Raw genomic sequence first — 17,124 nt, 5'->3', positions numbered from 1 at the left:
AATTAATTATGATTAGAGATAGAAACTTAATATACCACTTAACTGCTTTAGAAAACTTAGAATCAATTCTTCAGCATGAATTACAACCAAGGTGTGAACTCAATAATGATGAATTTGACGATGTTGCTGATGGTGAAATTCTAAATTCAAGGGCTAACCACAACTTAGATCGTTATGTACCATTTCACTTTTTCGCCAAAAACCCCTTCGATTATGGTGTTCAACGTAATCACTCAGATAAAGATTTTGTATTAATTTCTGTTCAGAGAGCTACGGCTAGAGCAAATGGGTGGCGAATTGTTCCTACACACCCTTTAGCTGAAGAGGGTTATCAAATTTTAGATTATGATGCTGGATTTTCAGCTATTGATTGGGAATTGATGGAAGAAAGAAATTATGATGATAGAGCGTGCAAAGTAGCTTGTATGGCGGAGTGTTTGTCGCCTACTAGTGTAAACCCTAACTTAATATTCTGTATTTATGTTAAAAATGCGCGAGTTAAAGCCCTTGTAGATAGGCTGGTTAATGCACATAGAGTAAATTGTCATGTAGACATTAATTCTGCAATGTTTGTTGGTGAGTAAATTGTATAACTACAGTCAAACCCTTAACCCACAAAAAGCGCTGATTTGGCGCATAGTGCATCGTAACAATATACCATGGATCTTAGATAACGGCTTGTATTGTGGTAATAGTCAGGTGCAGTCACCTAATTGGGAAGCTATAGGTAGTTCGGAGTTAATACAAAAGCGAGCAACTCATCCAGTCCCTATTTCTCCTTTTGGTTCGTTAAATGACTATGTACCTTTTTACTTTACCCCTTTCTCACCTATGTTGCTCAATATAAAGTCAGGGCGAGGCGTTATTCAGCGGGCTAACGAAGACATTGTTATTTTGGTATCATCGTTACATAAAGTTGAACAATTAAACTTGGATTTTGTCTATACGGACATGCATGCCTATTACCTATGGGCTAACTTTTATTCTGATTTAAAGCACTTAGGAGCTGTAGATTGGCCTATTTTACAGGCAAGAGATTTTGCTAGAGATCAGAATGATCCCGCCAAGTTTGAGCGATATCAGGCAGAGGCATTAATCAAACAGCATTGCCCTATCAATGCTTTATTAGGCGTAGTTTGTTACAACGCGCAAGTTGAACAACAATTAAAACAACATATTCAACAGCGCAATATGAATTTGGATGTCATTGTGCGTCCTGGATGGTACTTTTAATGATCACATATACACAAGGTAATTTACTCGAAGCTAACGCAGATGCTCTAGTCAATACAGTTAATACTGTAGGGGTTATGGGTAAAGGCATTGCGTTAATGTTCAAAGAGCGCTTTCCTAAAAACATGGCTGAATATGCAGCTGCCTGCAAGGCTAAGCGAGTAAACACCGGTCAAATGTTTGTTACTGAAACAGGCGAATTAATGGGACCTAGGTGGATAGTAAACTTCCCTACCAAGCAGCACTGGCGTGCAAAATCTAAAATGGAATGGATTCAAGATGGATTAGTCGATCTTCGCCACTTTATAGAAAACAATAATGTTGGTTCTATAGCAATTCCTCCACTTGGCGCAGGGCAAGGCGGCTTGTCCTGGCCTGACGTAAAAATAGAAATTGAAAAAGCATTATCCGATATTGAAAATACAAATATCATTGTATTCGAGCCTACCAGTAAATATCAAAATGTGGCTAAAAAGTCTGGCGTCAAGAAACTAACACCAGCGAGAGCTTTAGTTGCCGAGTTAGTAAGACGTTATTGGATATTGGGCATGGAGTGCAGTTTGCTGGAAATTCAAAAGCTAGCTTGGTTTTTGCAAAGAACCATTGAAAGATCAGGCTTGAAAAATGAGTTAAAGCTTAATTTCGAAGCAAATTATTATGGGCCCTATGCCAACAACTTAGAGCACTTGTTAAATGCTTTAGATGGTAGTTATTTGAAATCAGATAAACGTATTCCTGATTGTGATCCTTTAGATGTCATCTGGTTCAATGAAAACGAGAGACAAAAAGTTTCGACCTACTTAAGCACCGAGGCGAAAGAGTATTTACCTGCATTAGAAGAAGCAACTCAAGTAATTAATGGCTTCGAATCTCCTTTTGGCTTAGAGCTTTTGTCTACAGTGGATTGGCTTATTACTAAGCAAGGATGTGATAAAACAGTTGAGTCAATAAAAGAAGGCATAGCCAACTGGCCTACTGGAGACAAATGGGCACTGCGCAAGTTAACCTTATTTGGCGATAGAGAAATTCAATTTGCTTTGACTAATTTGGAAAACCTACATTAGCTGAATCGATCCAATAAAAACGAAATAAAGGAATAATATGAGTAATGTCGGTCAATTAGAGCGTAAAACTCAAAACCGCGTAGTTAAGTTTTTTAAAGAACAACTTGATTACGACTATCTAGGTAATTGGGAATACCGTGAAGGCAATAGCAATATTGAAAGAGGGCTGCTTACTACGTGGTTAGAAAACCGAGGATATTCTGATGTCCTCATCACCCGAGCTTTACGAGTGCTTGACCTTAAAGCCGCATGCGGCGGGGCAAGAAAACTCTATGATGCCAATAGAACGGTTTACCGACTTTTACGTTATGGCATCAAGGTAAAAGAAGGTGCTGGTCAAAAAAATCAAACGGTTTGGCTGATTGACTGGGAAAATCCTGAAAATAATGACTTTGCCATTGCCGAAGAAGTCACCGTAAAAGGCGAATTAAAGAAACGCCCAGATATTGTTGTTTACGTAAACGGCATCGCGCTTGGCGTGATTGAATTAAAACGTTCTTCAGTCTCAGTCAGTGAAGGCATTCGCCAAAATTTAGACAATCAAAAAAAAGCCTTTATCCGCAATTTTTTTACCACCATACAACTTGTGATGGCAGGGAACGATACCCAAGGCATTCGCTACGGCACAATAGAGACATCCGAAAAGTATTATCTTGAATGGAAAGAAAGCAGCGGCAAAGAAAACCCAAACCCACTGCCTTCAAGTAAAATTAAAGCAGAAAATTTACTCGATACCCATATCGCGCAATTGTGTGATAAAACACGTTTTCTGCAACTCATTCATGACTTTATTGTGTTTGATGCTGGTGTGAAGAAGACCTGCCGACACAATCAATTTTTTGGTATTCAAGCCGCTCAAAAATACGTTAAAAAGCACGATGATGGCATTATCTGGCACACACAAGGCTCAGGCAAAAGCTTAACCATGGTTTGGCTTGCTAAGTGGATACGCGAAAATGTGACAGACTCGCGGGTACTTATCGTAACTGACAGAACCGAGTTAGACGAACAAATAGAAAAAGTGTTCTCAGGTGTTGATGAAGATATTTATCGAACAGTAAGTGGCGGTGATTTAGTTGCGACGCTCAATGAGCCCAACCCCTGGCTATTTTGCTCTCTCGTTCATAAATTTGGCCGAAATGGTGAGGCACTTAGTGAAAAAGAAAGTGAAGAAGCCAAGACCCAAGCGACAACAGACTACATTGAAGCCCTAACTAAAAACTTACCAAGTGATTTTGTCGCAAAAGGCAACTTGTTTGTGTTTGTCGATGAGTGCCACCGAACACAGTCAGGTAAGTTGCACGAGGCCATGAAAACTATTTTGCCCAAAGCCATGTTTATCGGTTTTACGGGTACGCCACTGATGAAAAAAGACAAGAAAAAGTCTTTAGAAGTGTTTGGCCCCTATATTCACACTTATAAATTTGATGAAGCTGTAAGTGATGGCGTAGTGCTCGACCTTCGTTATGAAGCAAGAGATATTGATCAGCACTTAACTTCAAAGAAAAAGGTCGATCAATGGTTTGAAGCTAAAACCAAGGGCCTTTCGAATCTTGCTAAAATGCAGCTCAAACAAAAATGGGGCACAATGCAGAAGGTGCTCTCGAGTAAATCTCGCTTAGAACAAATTGTTAGCGACATGCTGATGGATATGGAGGTAAAGCCAGCATTGATGTCAGGCAGGGGTAACGCCATGTTGGTATGTGCCAGCGTTCATCAAGCTTGTGTGGTTTATGACTTGTTTAGTAAAACCGACCTTGCCGGAAAATGCGCGGTAGTAACCAGTTATCAGCCTGCTGCAGGCGCTATAAAAGGTGAAGAATCTGGTGAAGGCTTAACAGAAAAGCTATTTAAATATGACACCTATCGCAAGATGTTAGCGGATTACTTTGAGCAAAGTGAAGACGAAGCCGCGAAGCGTGTTGAAGAATTTGAAAAAGCCGTTAAGAAACGATTTATTGAAGAGCCGGGACAAATGCGCCTACTCATTGTGGTCGATAAACTATTAACTGGCTTTGATGCCCCTTCCGCTACTTACCTCTATATTGACAAAAAGATGGCCGATCATAACCTTTTCCAAGCTATATGCCGAGTTAACCGTCTAGATGGTGAAGACAAAGACTACGGTTATATCATAGATTACAAAGACTTATTCCGATCTCTTGATAAAGCCATTAAAGATTATACAGCAGAAGCGTTTGATGGATATGACGCTGATGATGTGAAAGGGCTTTTGAAAGACCGCTTACAAGAGTCTCGTGCTGATTTAGATAATGCGCTGGAAGCGGTAAGAGCACTATGTGAACCAGTGAAAGCGCCTAGAAATACCATAGATTTCATTCACTATTTTTGTGGTGAGTCTGGTGTTGCACCAAAAGACGAGAATGAGCGCACCGAAAAAGAAGCGCTGCGTTTAACCTTATATCAATCTGTTGCCAAGCTGCTCCGCGCATACACCAACCTTGCCAATGAAATGGAGCAAGCTGGCTACACCTTCGTGCAAGCAGAAAATATTAAGAAAGAAGTCGCATACTTTGAAAAAGTGCGAGATGAAGTAAAGCTTGCCAGTGGCGACTTACTAGAAATGAAGCGGTTTGAGCCAGCCATGCGCCACTTGTTAGATATGTATATTCGAGCGGATGACAGTGAAGTGCTAATGGATTTTGAGGAGTTGGGTTTAATTGATCTAGTAGTGAACAACAATGGTAAAGGACTAGAGTCTTTACCTGAAAGCTTGCGTGACAATGAAGATGCAATGGCTGAAGCCATTGAGAATAACGTAAGAAAGACCATCGTTGATGAAAACCCAGTAAACCCTAAATATTTTGACAGCATGGCAATTTTGCTAGATGAAATTATTAAGCAGCGAAGAGAACAAGCGATAAGCTATCAGGAGTACCTAGAGCAAATTAAAGTACTTGCCAAGAAAGTAGTTAACCCAACTGAAAATAGCGCACAGAATTACCCAGAATCTGTCAATACACCAGCCAAACAAGCAATTTATGACAACTTAGGGAATGACGAAGTGCTCACAACTAAAATTGATACAGCGGTTCGTTACACTAAAAAAGCCGATTGGCTTGGTGATAAATTTAAAGAGCGCGAGATTGCCAATGCTGTGCGAGAAGAAGCGGCGGGTTATGATGTAAATATTGTAGATGTGATGGAGCTAATAAAAGCTCAAAAGGAATATCACTAGTGCGTCATACCAAAAGTAATGTAGAGCGTGTTGAAGTAATTCGCATAGGTGACATTGATGTTGAGCTAAATCGCAGAGCGATTAAAAACATCCACCTAAGCGTGCTACCACCCAATGGCAAAGTGAGGCTGTCTATTCCCAATGAAACGAGTGAGCAGAAGATAAGACTGGCTATTGTTAATAAGCTTGCGTGGATTAAAAAGCAGCAAGCTGACTTTGCAGACCAAGAACGCCAATCAATTCGTGAAATGGTTAATGGCGAATGCCACTACCTTTGGGGTAAGAAATATCGCTTAAAGCTAATTGAGGCCAACGGTAGATACAGTGTTACTGCAAAAGGCAACGGTAATTTAGTGTTAGCTGTTGCAGAAAATACGTCAACCGACAACAAGCTCAAACTGCTTAACCGTTTCTATCGAGATGAAATTCAGCGCTCACTTGAAAAATTATTACCTCAATGGGAAAAAAAACTAGGTGTAAACGCTGGTTCTCTCAACGTAAAAAAGATGAAAACCAAATGGGGAAGCTGCAATATTCAAGCTAAGCGTATATGGTTGAACCTCGAACTTGCTAAGAAGCCGCCAGAGTGCATGGAGTTTATCCTTGCCCACGAGCTAGTTCATTTACTAGAGCGTCACCACAACGAAAGATTCCGTTCCCTCATGGATAAACACATGCCTAATTGGCGTGAACGCAGAGACTTACTTAATAGCTTGCCTCTGGCTTATGAGGATTGGAACTATTAATGAACTTAAAACGAGACAAACTAATCAACACTTTCACATTTTATTAAATTGTCTCTTTTACTATACAGAATACATCTAACAAGCCTGTCCGCATGCCCAGCCGGAGCTCCATGCGTATTGGAAGTTATAGCCCCCGAGCCATCCGGTGACATCGGTTACTTCGCCGATAAAGTACAGGCCTTTTTGTTTTTTAGCTTCGAAAGTTTTTGAGCTTAATTCGTCGGTATCTACACCACCTAACGTAACCTCTGCGGTGCGATAACCCTCTGTGCCATTTGGTTTTATTTTCCAGCTAGTGAGGGTTTCTGTCAGTTTTTCAATCTCTGTGTGGCTGAGTTGGTTGGCGTTTTTATCTGGGATGCTGCCGTCGCTGATTAAGGCCTCAATAAAGCGCTTTGGTAAGATGGTCGAAAGCAAGTTCTTCAGGCTCTTTTGCCCTTGCTCACTACGCCAGTCATGGAGTTGTGCTTGCACATCTAAGTCAGGTAGTAAATTGATGCTAACAAACTCACCTGCTTTCCAAAATGAGCTGATCTGCAAAATTGCGGGGCCAGATAAGCCTCTGTGGGTAAAGAGAATATTTTCTCTAAATTGGATACCGCTTTCGCTGGTCACTAGGCTATCTACGCTAATACCAGACAAACCATCAAAGCGTGCTTTGTCGTGATCATGGAGTGTAAATGGTACAAGCGCTGCCGTGGTTGGTAATACCGTTAAGCCAAATTGCTCCGCTATTTTGTAGCCGATTGGCGTTGCGCCAAGTTTTGGCATGGTTAGGCCACCAGCGGCAATCACCACTGACTCGCAGTTGAAGGTTTGAGTTGTGGTTTTGACTAAGTAGCGGCCATCGCTTTGATGCTCAACCGCTAATACTTCTTGACGTAAATGGAGTGACACGCCCGCCCAGTCACATTCGGTAAGAAGAATATCTACAATGTCTTGCGCGCTATTGTCGCAAAACAATTGTCCAAGTGTTTTGTGGTGGTATGCAAGGCCATGGCGGTCTACCAATTCAATAAAATCATGTTGGGTATAGCGGCTCAAACACGACTTTACAAAGTGTGGGTTTTTACATAGATAGTTAGCAGGTGACGCATTTTCGTTGGTAAAGTTACAGCGGCCACCACCACTGATCAAAATTTTACGGCCAGGCTTTTTCCCCATATCAACCACTGCAACTTGTCGCCCTCGGTATCCAGCCTGTGCAGCACACATCAATCCAGCAGCACCTGCGCCGATAACGACCACCTCTATTTGTTGCATAAACTCACTCAACTTTTTATCTAAGATTTCTACACTTACCGTTTTGCCAACAGTTTAGCTTTAAACGGCAAAATAGCGACCAAGCGAAAATTATACCTAGATTCTTTATCTAATCACAGCGACGAATAGAAGAAGCAACTCGCATACCTTTTAAACACTTGTAAACATTATGTCAGCACTATCATTTCTCAAACCTTAAAAAACAAGAAAATAAGATTGTAATAATAAAATAAAACCAACCTTTAGCACTAACCAAACTCCCACTCTACTGGCTACAAATGCTTCACAAAGTTAAAAACACTATTTTGTTTACAGTCATTTACAATGTAACTGAAATTTATTCGCTCTCTCACAAAAATGAAAAATATCGATTAAAAACAATACAATAAGAATTTTTTATAGCCATTTATCCGTCCACATATAACTAAAAAATTAGTGCAAATAACAAAACAGCGCTTTCTTTTTTTTAACCATGAGTTTACTTTCACTGACCATCAGCTTTTTATTAACAGCTGAACAACAAGTTAGAAACTAGGGAAACATTATGACAATCAATAAAAACTTTAAGCGCGCTGCACTAAGCATCGCAGTGAGTACATTATTCACTGCAACAGCAGTTACAGCCGCACCAACACAATCAATCGGTCAAGATGCAGCACTTGCAGCAACGGCACAAAAACTATCATCACAAAGCACGCTTGGTACACAGTTCATCATCAAGTACAAAGATGCTAGTTCACAAATGATTAGCCTTTCAGCTGCAGATCTTGCTCCTGCTAAAATGCAACAGCGTGCAGAAAGCTTTGTACAAGGCTTTAAGAGCAGCAAAGCGAGTGCTCGCGCTAAGTACGTACGCCCAATGGCACTTAGCAATCACCACGTTATGCGTGCTGACAAAAAGCTTTCAGCAAAAGAAGCACAGGCGTTCATGAACGAAGTGATGGCTTCTGGTAATGTTGAATACATCGAAATTGACCAAATGTTAAAGCCATTCGCAACGCCTAACGATCCGCGTTATAACGATCAATGGCATTACTACGAAGCTGCTGCTGGTATTAATGCCCCAGCTGCGTGGGATAAAGCGACAGGTCAAGGTGTGGTAGTTGCGGTACTAGATACAGGTTATCGCCCACATTTAGACTTAGATGCCAACATTCTGCCTGGCTATGACATGATCTCTAATACCTTTGTTGCTAACGATGGTGGCGCACGTGACAACGATGCTCGTGACCCTGGTGATGCGGTCACTCGCGGTGAGTGTGGAACTGACTCTTCAGGTCAACCTGTGCCACGCGCAGATCAAGACTCAAGCTGGCATGGTACGCACGTAGCGGGAACGGTTGCTGCAGTAACAAATAATGGCGAAGGTGTAGCTGGTGTTGCTTACGACGCTAAAGTAGTGCCTGTACGTGTTCTTGGTAAATGCGGTGGCTTAACTTCTGACATCGCTGACGGCATCATATGGGCATCTGGTGGCTCGGTATCTGGTGTGCCTGCAAATGCTAACCCAGCTGATGTTATCAACATGAGTTTAGGTGGTGGCGGTGCATGTAGCGCAACTACACAAAATGCAATCAACCAAGCACGTAACAACGGTACAGTCATTGTTATTGCGGCAGGTAACGACAACGATAACTCAGCAAACTACAACCCAGGTAACTGTAATGGCGTAGTAAACGTAGCATCTGTAGGTCGTGATGGTAGCCGAGCTTATTACTCAAACTATGGTGCAAACATCGACGTTGCCGCTCCGGGTGGCGCACAAAGTTTTGCGAATGATCCTGAAGGTATCCTATCTACCCATAACTCAGGCTCTGGTGCACCTTCAAATGATAGCTACCACTACTCACAAGGTACGTCTATGGCGGCACCTCACGTTGCGGGTGTTGCAGCGCTAATCAAGCAAGCAAAACCATCTGCTACGCCTGACGAAGTAGAAACTATCTTGAAAAACACTACACGTAGCTTCGCTGGTAGCTGTTCAAACTGTGGTACAGGTGTTGTTGATGCAGCCGCTGCAGTAAATGAAGCTTTAGGCGATGTTGTCACGCCACCTACAGGTAATACACTTGAAGATGGTGTAGCGAAAACAGGCTTAAGTGGTGCAGCTGGTAGTGATCAGTTCTTCACTTTTGATGTACCTGCAGGTAAAACCAATGTTACCTTCACGATGAGCGGTGGTACTGGTGATGCTGACCTTTATGTAAAGCTTGGCAGTCAACCAACTTCAAGCAGCTATGACTGTCGTCCTTATGAAGGCGGTAATGCCGAAGTTTGTAGCTTTGACGCACCTCAAGCTGGTACATACCATGTAATGATTAACGGTTATAAAGCTTATTCAGGCGTAAGCTTAGTTGCTGCAACTTCAGGCTCTAGCACAGGTGGTCCACAAGCAGGTGGCGGTACCGTTGAAGATATTTCAGCGTCAAGCGGTCAGTGGGTTCACTACACAATCGAAGTGCCTGAGGGAATGAGCGACTTCACCGTAAAAACATTTGGTGGCTCAGGTGACGCTGACTTATTCGTTAAGTTTGGCTCTCAACCTACAGCAAGCAGCTATGACTGTCGTCCATATGAAAATGGTAATACCGAGACTTGTGTTATCACTAATCCGCAAGCGGGTACATGGCACTTAAGCGTTAATGCTTACCGTACGTTCTCTGGCCTAACGTTAGACGCGCAGTACAAGCCATAAGCAAAAATTAGTAGGCTCAGATTGAGTCTTCTTTCCCCTACGAGAGGCCGCATTTGCGGCCTTTTTTAATTATTTCGAGTTTAGTTTGTGGGAACGAGTTTACCTCGCGATCTTGTAACTGCTCGCCGCGTGAAGCGGCTCCGACGTTTCAGCTTGCAGCAGTCGAGATAAATCTCGACCTACAAAACGCGCTGGTGGGAACGAGTTTACCTCGCGATCTTTTAACTGCTCGCCGCGTGAAGCGGCTCCTACGTTTTAGCTTATGCTATCGAGATAAATCTCGACCTACAAAACGCGCTGGTGGGAACGAGTTTACCTCGCGAGCTTTTAACTGCTCGCCGCGTGAAGCGGCTCCTACGTTTCAGCTTATGCTGTCGAGATAAATCTCGACCTACAAAACGCGCTGGTGGGAACGAGTTTACCTCGCGATCTTTTAACTGCTCGCCGCGTGAAACGGCTCCGACGTTTCAGCTTGCAGCAGTCGAGATAAATCTCGACCTACAAAACGCGCTGGTGGGAATGAGTTTACCTCGCGATCTTTTAACTGCTCGCCGCGTGAAGCGGCTCCGACGTTTCAGCTTATGCTGTCGAGATAAATCTCGACCTACGGCACAATCCTGATTACCGCAGGCCTAAGGTACCCCTAATCTCCCGTATTTTCTCTTTAAGGCTTTGCTGGATTTGTTGCACTTGCTCATGTGAGCTATTAACCTGACCTTTCATACTATCCATAGCGTGGCCAAAGGTATCTAAGAGGTCTGATTGTTGATTGGCAAGATCCATTGCATGGGCGGCAACTTGGTTGGCGCTCTGTGCGCTCTCTGCCACACCTTCTGAATTGCGTTTCAACTCTTGTGCATGACCAGTTTGCTGCTGTGCCTCATCTGCCAAAGCCGAGATTTGTGTCGATACTTTGTTTGAATTATCACTCAAAACATTTAATTGCTGGTGGATATCAGTCAGTGAGGCTTGCGTTTGCTGTGCAAGCTTTCGTACTTCATCCGCAACGACCGCAAATCCACGGCCATGTTCACCTGCGCGCGCCGACTCAATCGCCGCGTTGAGCGCGAGTAGATTTGTTTGTTCTGCGATGGAGCTGATCATATCAATCACTTTACTTACATCTGAAACACCATTAAGTAATTCATTTAAGCTCTCCAATCCCTGCTCTACCCGCTTTTGCGTGGTAGATGAAGCACTCAACATAGCATCCGCATAGGACACACTTTGTGTCATTGCTTCAAAGGTGTTATTGGCATTGTCGGCAACTTGCGCGTTGATTTGATTGGCATCCGCCCCAAGCGCTCTAAGCGAGTCAAGCTGTGCTTGGTTTTGCTCCACTTGCTCAAAAGTATCTCCAGCTTGTGCAGAGATCTGCGCCAAGTTAGTGTTCATCTCCTCCATAAAGGTATTGATCACACTCAGCATTTCTGAGCGTTCGTCCGCTTCTGCTCGCTGCCTATCGATTAACTGATTAAAGTAACTCGCAATTTCGCCAATTTCAGTGTCTTGGTTTTTACTTTCAATATTGCGTAACTCATTGCTTTCGATTAGCTGAGCAAAGCCATCGCGTAGTTGTCTTAGCGGAGTTAACACTTGATTGAACTGTACAAAATACACACCACCCGCAAGGAGTACGAGTAACCCAATGGCCACACCAAACAGCATAAACACATTGGTTTTTACGTCAGCCTGCTCTGTTTTTAAGTTGGTTTCTGCTTGTAGGATATTCTCTGAGATTGCTTTAATATCACCTCGCAGTGCTAGCATGCCAGCTTGGCGTTGCTTCGACTGCTGTAAGGTATTTTCTAAGTCGCGGGCAAAACGTTTAGGCCAGCTCACAAGCTCCGCTTTTATTTCTAGCGCTAAATCTTCGGCTTCGGCACCTAAAAACAGCTCGTCTTCGTCTACCTCACTCATTACCCCTAAGTTTTCGAGTCGGTCTATTCGCGCGGCAATATCCTGCAACCGGCTTAAGCTCGACATCAAACTCTGTTCGGTCTGCAGTTCGTAAGCCATGACTAATTGGTAGGTATATAAGCTCAAATTCGAGACTTCGCTAAAGTAGTCTGAAGCAAGATTAAAGTAGGATTCTTTGGCAGCACTATCTTGTGCTTTGATTGCATACTTAACGAGACTCGATGCTGAACCTGACATTTGCCTAAGCGCATTATCCAACAACGCAAGTTCGTTACCAGAAAGCTTGCCGAGCGCACGGTATTTGCCTGCAATATCTTGTTGTAGTTGTATGAGTTTAGTTTTAAGTTGCTCAGCAAGTGCAGGTGGCAACTGCTCTACACTTTGCTGTAATGCTTTGATTTGTTCATCGGCCTTATTTAAATACTGGCTATCGCCCGCACTCAAGTAATCTTCTACTGTACCCTCAAGCTCGATGATCACCGCATTTTTAACTTGATTGTAAGCGGCGTCTTGCGCATCAAGTTCAGTTAATACTTGGCTCGCCCAAAACAGACTCACCCCAAGTAGAATACTCGCTGTCGTCAATAATATTGCCAATAACCGAGTAAAAGTAGACACGCGCATAGAATCACAACCCCTTTATCAAAATGCTCCGCAAGAGTATTAAGGATTTATGACAACTTGATTAAATCTGGTTACCTTTCCTGTGCAATAGTACAAAACCATACTTTTTGCGTATATCCATCTAGATATCTGCTGCACAAAATTAAATCAGGTAGTGGTGTGCTATTTCATTGCGGCATTAACATAAACGTCAAAGCGGTTTTTCTTGGTTTTTATTTGCATACTTGGCGTTTTTTCATTTAAGAAGCCAGCGTAGTCTGGACGTTTTACCACCACCCTTTTTGTGGCTAACTGCAAAGCAAAAGGCAAAAGCGCGTCCGCATCCAAGTCATTGCCAACTAAATCTTGGAATACACGCATTTCTTTTTTCACTTGCGCCGATTTTTCACGATGCGGGAACATAGGATCAAGATACACTATATCTGGACGCCAACCCGCTTGCTCTAGCAATTCATGGCTGGAGCCAAATTCCAATCGCATAGTTGACTGTACCCATTCGCCAATTTCAGCATCTTGATAGGCGCGTTGCAAGCCATCGTATAACAACGCTGCGACTACCGGGTTACGCTCGTGTAGCACGACTTTGCAACCCATAGACGCAAGTACAAAGGCATCGCGTCCAAGTCCTGCTGTCGCATCCAAGACCGTAGGCACAGCACCTTTATTTAAGCCCACCGCTTTTGCAATTGCTTGCCCTTTACCACCACCAAATTTGCGTCGATGAGCAACTGCGCCAGTCACAAAATCAACACGGATAGCGCCGAGCTTTGGTTCATCTTTTTTGAATAATTGTAAGCCTAGCTCATCATAAACCAATTGAAACTCCGCCTCGTTAATATTAAGCGCGGATAAATTAAACAGCTTAGTTAGCGTATCTAGGTAGGATCTGTTTTCTTCAAAAGGGGTGTGAATATACAAGCTAAGCTCCCAAGGGTTACCAACCGTGGCAGTATACCCCTTTCCCTTTCTAGTGTCTTTGATTATCCAGTGGCTTAAAACAGTTCAATATCAGCCTGCGACGCCACTTCATCCTCACCCCAAGGTTTCGCTATTTTGTTTAAACTCTCTATAAGCTGCTGACGTACCTCAGTCACTTCTCCTAACTTATATTTAATTATGGTTAGCTCATCGCTTAAATAAGTGAAATGCTCATAGAGTTCTTGCAACCGTTCTCTTTCACTTGGTTCTAAGACTGCAAGCTTGTCGCTTTCCAGCACCGTCTGAAACTCAGCAACTTTGCCACTGTAATGATCGCCAACGCCGCTTAAATGATCGCTTAGCTCAGCAAATACTTGCCCTATATGCTCCACTTTCTTAAGTGCATCTTCACTGACTTCCATGTCTCTGATTTTGGCATCAGTGGCTTCCAGTATGTGCGGAAATAAATCTTTATAACGACCATAAACGGCAACATCGTCCACTGGCATGTTCTTAATCAGTAAAGAGACTTTAGGATAGTTAATTATGGTTCTGCGACCAAAATCAACAAAACGACTGCTATCTTTGTGTTTCTCAAATAGCTCTTGCTCTATCGGTTGGATCGCTCCCTCGCTGGAGTAAAACATCGCGTCTTGGTGATACCAAAAAGCCACCGCAACATCGAGCTCCATCGGCATAAAAAACTCTAAAAAATGAGCGCTCAACGTATTGAGATCATGCGCGTGATACGACTGCCCAACGTAGCGCATTATACGGCCCATATCACCAGAGTCAGTCATGGCTATTTCAGCTGTGGTTTGAGCGCGCTGTACATCTTGTTTTAGCTGCGACGAGATTTTTCGATAGTCATCAAGGACATTAATACGCGCTAACAACTCTTCAGCGTTAAAAGGTTTGACTATATAGTCTGCGGCACCAGCGTTATAGCCCCGCATTCGCTCTGAAATATCGGCACGAGAAGACAAAAACATAACAGGGATCTCTGTAGTGTCCTCTAGTTTTTTGAGTTGCTCACATACCTCAAAGCCCGACAGCCCTGGCATCTCGACATCAAGCAAGATAATATCCGGACGATATTTTTTAGCCAACCGCAAGCCTTCCTCACCATTTTTCGCATGTAATATTTTGCATGTCCGCGATAGCGCCTCATCAACAATGTGATGGACGAGTTTGTCATCATCAATGGCAAGAACCAGTTTCGTCATGTGGCTTTCCCTATTAATTCATATCTTTATAGAATAGTCAGAGATATTGAATTTGCTAACAAAAAGTCACACTTTCTAAGACAAAAAAAACGCCTTCAGAAGAAGGCGCTTAGAGTGGAAATATAACTAGGCGGCGATCCCGCTGTGGCGTAGTAACGCATCCACTTTTGGCTCTCGACCACGGAAGCGGGTAAACAGCACCATTGGCGCTTCCGATCCACCCTTTTCAAGAATGTGATACATAAATTCACGCCCGGTTTGTGGGTTGAATATCCCTTCTTCTTCAAACTTAGAAAACGCATCCGCAGACAACACTTCTGCCCACTTATAAGAGTAGTAACCCGCGCTATAGCCACCAGCAAAAATGTGGCTAAAGCTATGCTGGAAGCGGTTAAACTCAGGCGCTTTAACAACTGCTGTGCGCTCACGCACCGCATTGAGCGTTGCTTGAATTTGGCAATCCGTGTTTGGCTCAAAGTCTGCGTGAATATGAAAATCAAACAACGAAAACTCCAACTGCCGCAGCATTTGCATGGCTGATTGGAAGTTCTTTGCCGCCAGTAACTTATCTAACATTTCTTTTGGTAACGGTTCACCCGTTTCATAGTGTCCTGAAATGAAGTTCAGCGCTTCTTCTTCATAGCACCAGTTCTCTAAAAACTGACTTGGCAGCTCAACCGCATCCCATGCCACACCATTAATACCAGCAACCGGCGCGGCATCTACTTGCGTTAGCATGTGATGAATACCGTGACCAAACTCATGGAATAAAGTGGTTACTTCATTATGGGTAAATAGCGCAGGTTTATTGCCAACAGCTTTATTAAAGTTACACACTAAATAAGCGACAGGAGTCTGCAACTCACCATTTGCGCGTACTTTTCGGCCCATGCAGTCATCCATCCAGGCACCACCACGCTTATGTTCACGAGCATATAGGTCGAGATAGAAATGACCACGCAACTCACCTTTATCATCATGAATAGCAAAAAAGCGTACATCAGGATGATAAGTATCAACGTCTTTGACTTCACTCACGTGGATCCCAAACAGGCGATTTACGGTTTCAAATAAACCGGCAAGTACCTTATGCTCAGGGAAGTACGGGCGTAGCGCTTCGTCAGAAATCGCATACTTAGCTTGTTTTAACTTTTCGCCATAATATGCGTAATCCCAAGGTTTTAGCTCACTTACACCGTGTTCTTTATTCGCAAAGTCTCGTAGTTCAGCCACTTCTTGCTCGGCTTGTGGTTTTGACTTAGCGGCAAGGTCGTTTAAAAACTTAAACACTTGCTCTGGTGTCTCAGCCATTTTAGTTGCCAGTGATTTTTCTGCAAAACTAGAAAAGCCAAGCAACTGAGCCAGTTCGTGTCTAAGTGTAAGTGCTTCATGCATAATCGCTGAGTTATCAAACTCTCCAGCATTAGGCCCTTGATCAGAAGCACGGGTTACAAACGCACGATAAGCCTCTTCACGGAGCATTTGGTTATCTGCGTAAGTCATCACAGGAAGATATGAAGGGAAATCTAGCGTAAATACCCAGCCTTCTAATCCTTTGGCTTCAGCAGTATGAGCGGCAAGCGCTAAAGCCGACTCTGGTAGCCCTGCTAATTCTGACTCGTCAGTAATATGCTTTTGCCATGCCTGAGTGGCATCCATTACATTGTTGCCAAACTTTGATGCCAGCTCCGACAGCCGTGCCACTATTTCGCCATAACGCTTTTGCTTAACTGGCTCAAGTGCAATGCCCGACAATTGGAAATCACGTAGAGCATTATCTACGGAGGTCTGTTGAGCAATCGTTAAGTTACCAAATTCAACCGATTCTTTTACCGCTTTATAGGCTTCATACAACCCTTGGTGCTGACCAACATAAGTAGAATATTCAGAAATTAATGGCAGACACTCATCATAAGCTTTACGTAACGCTTCTGAATTTACTACTGAGTGCATATGTGAGACTGGTGACCACATACGATTCAATTTATCGTCTGACTCTTCTAAAGGCAGTACAAAACTGTCCCACGTATAGCTTGGTTGTGCTAAAACAGTGTCGATAGTTTCACGACAGTGCGCAATGGCAGATTTTAATGCTTCAACAATATGTTCAGGCTTAATTTTCGAAAAAGGAGGCAATCCTTCTAGCCCGATTAATGGGTTACTCATGGGCACGCTCTTTATTTTCTAATCTAATATTGAGGTTGAAATAAGGGTGAATGACCGCATTTACAAGTAT

11 protein-coding genes are annotated in these 17,124 nt (G+C 43.1%); 6 read left to right on the top strand and 5 right to left on the bottom strand.

Going from position 1 to position 17,124, the window contains the following annotated elements; translation table 11 throughout:
• Positions 1 to 8: 8 nt before the first annotated feature.
• From PNC201_RS02145 to PNC201_RS02125, 5 genes are read left to right on the top strand one after another with little or no spacing between them, the layout of a single operon-like run.
• On the top strand, positions 9 to 584 hold the full coding sequence (locus PNC201_RS02145; RefSeq protein ID WP_102056027.1) for a DarT ssDNA thymidine ADP-ribosyltransferase family protein: 576 nt from the start codon (positions 9 to 11) through the stop codon (positions 582 to 584).
• Between the two features lies 1 nt (position 585).
• A complete protein-coding gene (gene darT / locus PNC201_RS02140) occupies positions 586 to 1,233 on the top strand; it encodes a type II toxin-antitoxin system toxin DNA ADP-ribosyl transferase DarT (protein ID WP_199539672.1) in 648 nt (215 codons plus the stop codon).
• The gene (darG, locus tag PNC201_RS02135) at positions 1,233 to 2,297 is read left to right on the top strand and encodes a type II toxin-antitoxin system antitoxin DNA ADP-ribosyl glycohydrolase DarG (protein ID WP_102056026.1); all 1,065 of its coding nucleotides are present in this window, start codon (positions 1,233 to 1,235) and stop codon (positions 2,295 to 2,297) included. Before darT ends, darG begins: the two co-directional genes overlap by 1 nt.
• Positions 2,298 to 2,334: 37 nt before the next feature.
• Positions 2,335 to 5,496 carry a type I restriction endonuclease subunit R gene (locus PNC201_RS02130; protein ID WP_102056025.1) on the top strand — a complete coding sequence of 1,054 codons (3,162 nt, stop codon included), beginning with the start codon at positions 2,335 to 2,337 and terminating at the stop codon, positions 5,494 to 5,496.
• Positions 5,496 to 6,242, top strand: coding sequence for a M48 family metallopeptidase (locus PNC201_RS02125; protein ID WP_102056024.1), 747 nt, complete (start codon positions 5,496 to 5,498; stop codon positions 6,240 to 6,242). Before PNC201_RS02130 ends, PNC201_RS02125 begins: the two co-directional genes overlap by 1 nt.
• Positions 6,243 to 6,317: 75 nt before the next feature.
• Here the strand turns inward: PNC201_RS02125 and PNC201_RS02120 are convergent, their stop codons facing one another.
• Entirely contained in the window at positions 6,318 to 7,505 is a 1,188-nt protein-coding gene (locus PNC201_RS02120) for an NAD(P)/FAD-dependent oxidoreductase (protein ID WP_010605881.1), read from the bottom strand.
• Positions 7,506 to 8,049: 544 nt separating this feature from the next.
• Between PNC201_RS02120 and PNC201_RS02115 the strand changes: the two genes are divergently transcribed.
• On the top strand, positions 8,050 to 10,200 hold the full coding sequence (locus PNC201_RS02115) for a S8 family peptidase (protein ID WP_102056023.1): 2,151 nt from the start codon (positions 8,050 to 8,052) through the stop codon (positions 10,198 to 10,200).
• Between the two features lie 621 nt (positions 10,201 to 10,821).
• Here PNC201_RS02115 and PNC201_RS02110 read toward each other — a convergent pair.
• The 4 genes from PNC201_RS02110 to prlC all read right to left on the bottom strand — a co-directional run bounded on the left by PNC201_RS02110 (position 10,822) and on the right by prlC (position 17,054).
• Positions 10,822 to 12,744 (bottom strand): methyl-accepting chemotaxis protein, encoded by a 1,923-nt coding sequence (locus tag PNC201_RS02110; RefSeq protein WP_102056022.1) that lies wholly within the window; start codon positions 12,742 to 12,744, stop codon positions 10,822 to 10,824.
• Between the two features lie 162 nt (positions 12,745 to 12,906).
• Entirely contained in the window at positions 12,907 to 13,662 is a 756-nt protein-coding gene (locus PNC201_RS02105) for a class I SAM-dependent methyltransferase (protein ID WP_102056021.1), read from the bottom strand.
• A 74-nt stretch (positions 13,663 to 13,736) separates the two neighbouring features.
• On the bottom strand, positions 13,737 to 14,888 hold the full coding sequence (locus PNC201_RS02100) for a response regulator (RefSeq protein ID WP_010605885.1): 1,152 nt from the start codon (positions 14,886 to 14,888) through the stop codon (positions 13,737 to 13,739).
• Between the two features lie 126 nt (positions 14,889 to 15,014).
• Positions 15,015 to 17,054 (bottom strand): oligopeptidase A, encoded by a 2,040-nt coding sequence (gene prlC / locus PNC201_RS02095; protein WP_102056020.1) that lies wholly within the window; start codon positions 17,052 to 17,054, stop codon positions 15,015 to 15,017.
• Positions 17,055 to 17,124 lie beyond the last annotated feature (70 nt).

It is taken from the genome of Pseudoalteromonas sp. NC201, assembly GCF_002850255.1.
GTDB lineage: Bacteria > Pseudomonadota > Gammaproteobacteria > Enterobacterales > Alteromonadaceae > Pseudoalteromonas.
The sequence above is the reverse complement of the archived record's forward strand: the minus strand, read 5'-3'. Positions and strand labels throughout refer to the sequence as shown.

Coding starts and splice junctions, on each gene's coding strand:
- PNC201_RS02110 (WP_102056022.1), bottom strand. CDS start 12,744: ATGCGCGTGTCTACTTTTACTCGGTTATTGGCAATATTATTGACGACA.
- PNC201_RS02115 (WP_102056023.1), top strand. CDS start 8,050: ATGACAATCAATAAAAACTTTAAGCGCGCTGCACTAAGCATCGCAGTG.
- PNC201_RS02130 (WP_102056025.1), top strand. CDS start 2,335: ATGAGTAATGTCGGTCAATTAGAGCGTAAAACTCAAAACCGCGTAGTT.
- PNC201_RS02120 (WP_010605881.1), bottom strand. CDS start 7,505: ATGCAACAAATAGAGGTGGTCGTTATCGGCGCAGGTGCTGCTGGATTG.
- PNC201_RS02100 (WP_010605885.1), bottom strand. CDS start 14,888: ATGACGAAACTGGTTCTTGCCATTGATGATGACAAACTCGTCCATCAC.
- prlC (WP_102056020.1), bottom strand. CDS start 17,054: ATGAGTAACCCATTAATCGGGCTAGAAGGATTGCCTCCTTTTTCGAAA.
- PNC201_RS02145 (WP_102056027.1), top strand. CDS start 9: ATGATTAGAGATAGAAACTTAATATACCACTTAACTGCTTTAGAAAAC.
- darG (WP_102056026.1), top strand. CDS start 1,233: ATGATCACATATACACAAGGTAATTTACTCGAAGCTAACGCAGATGCT.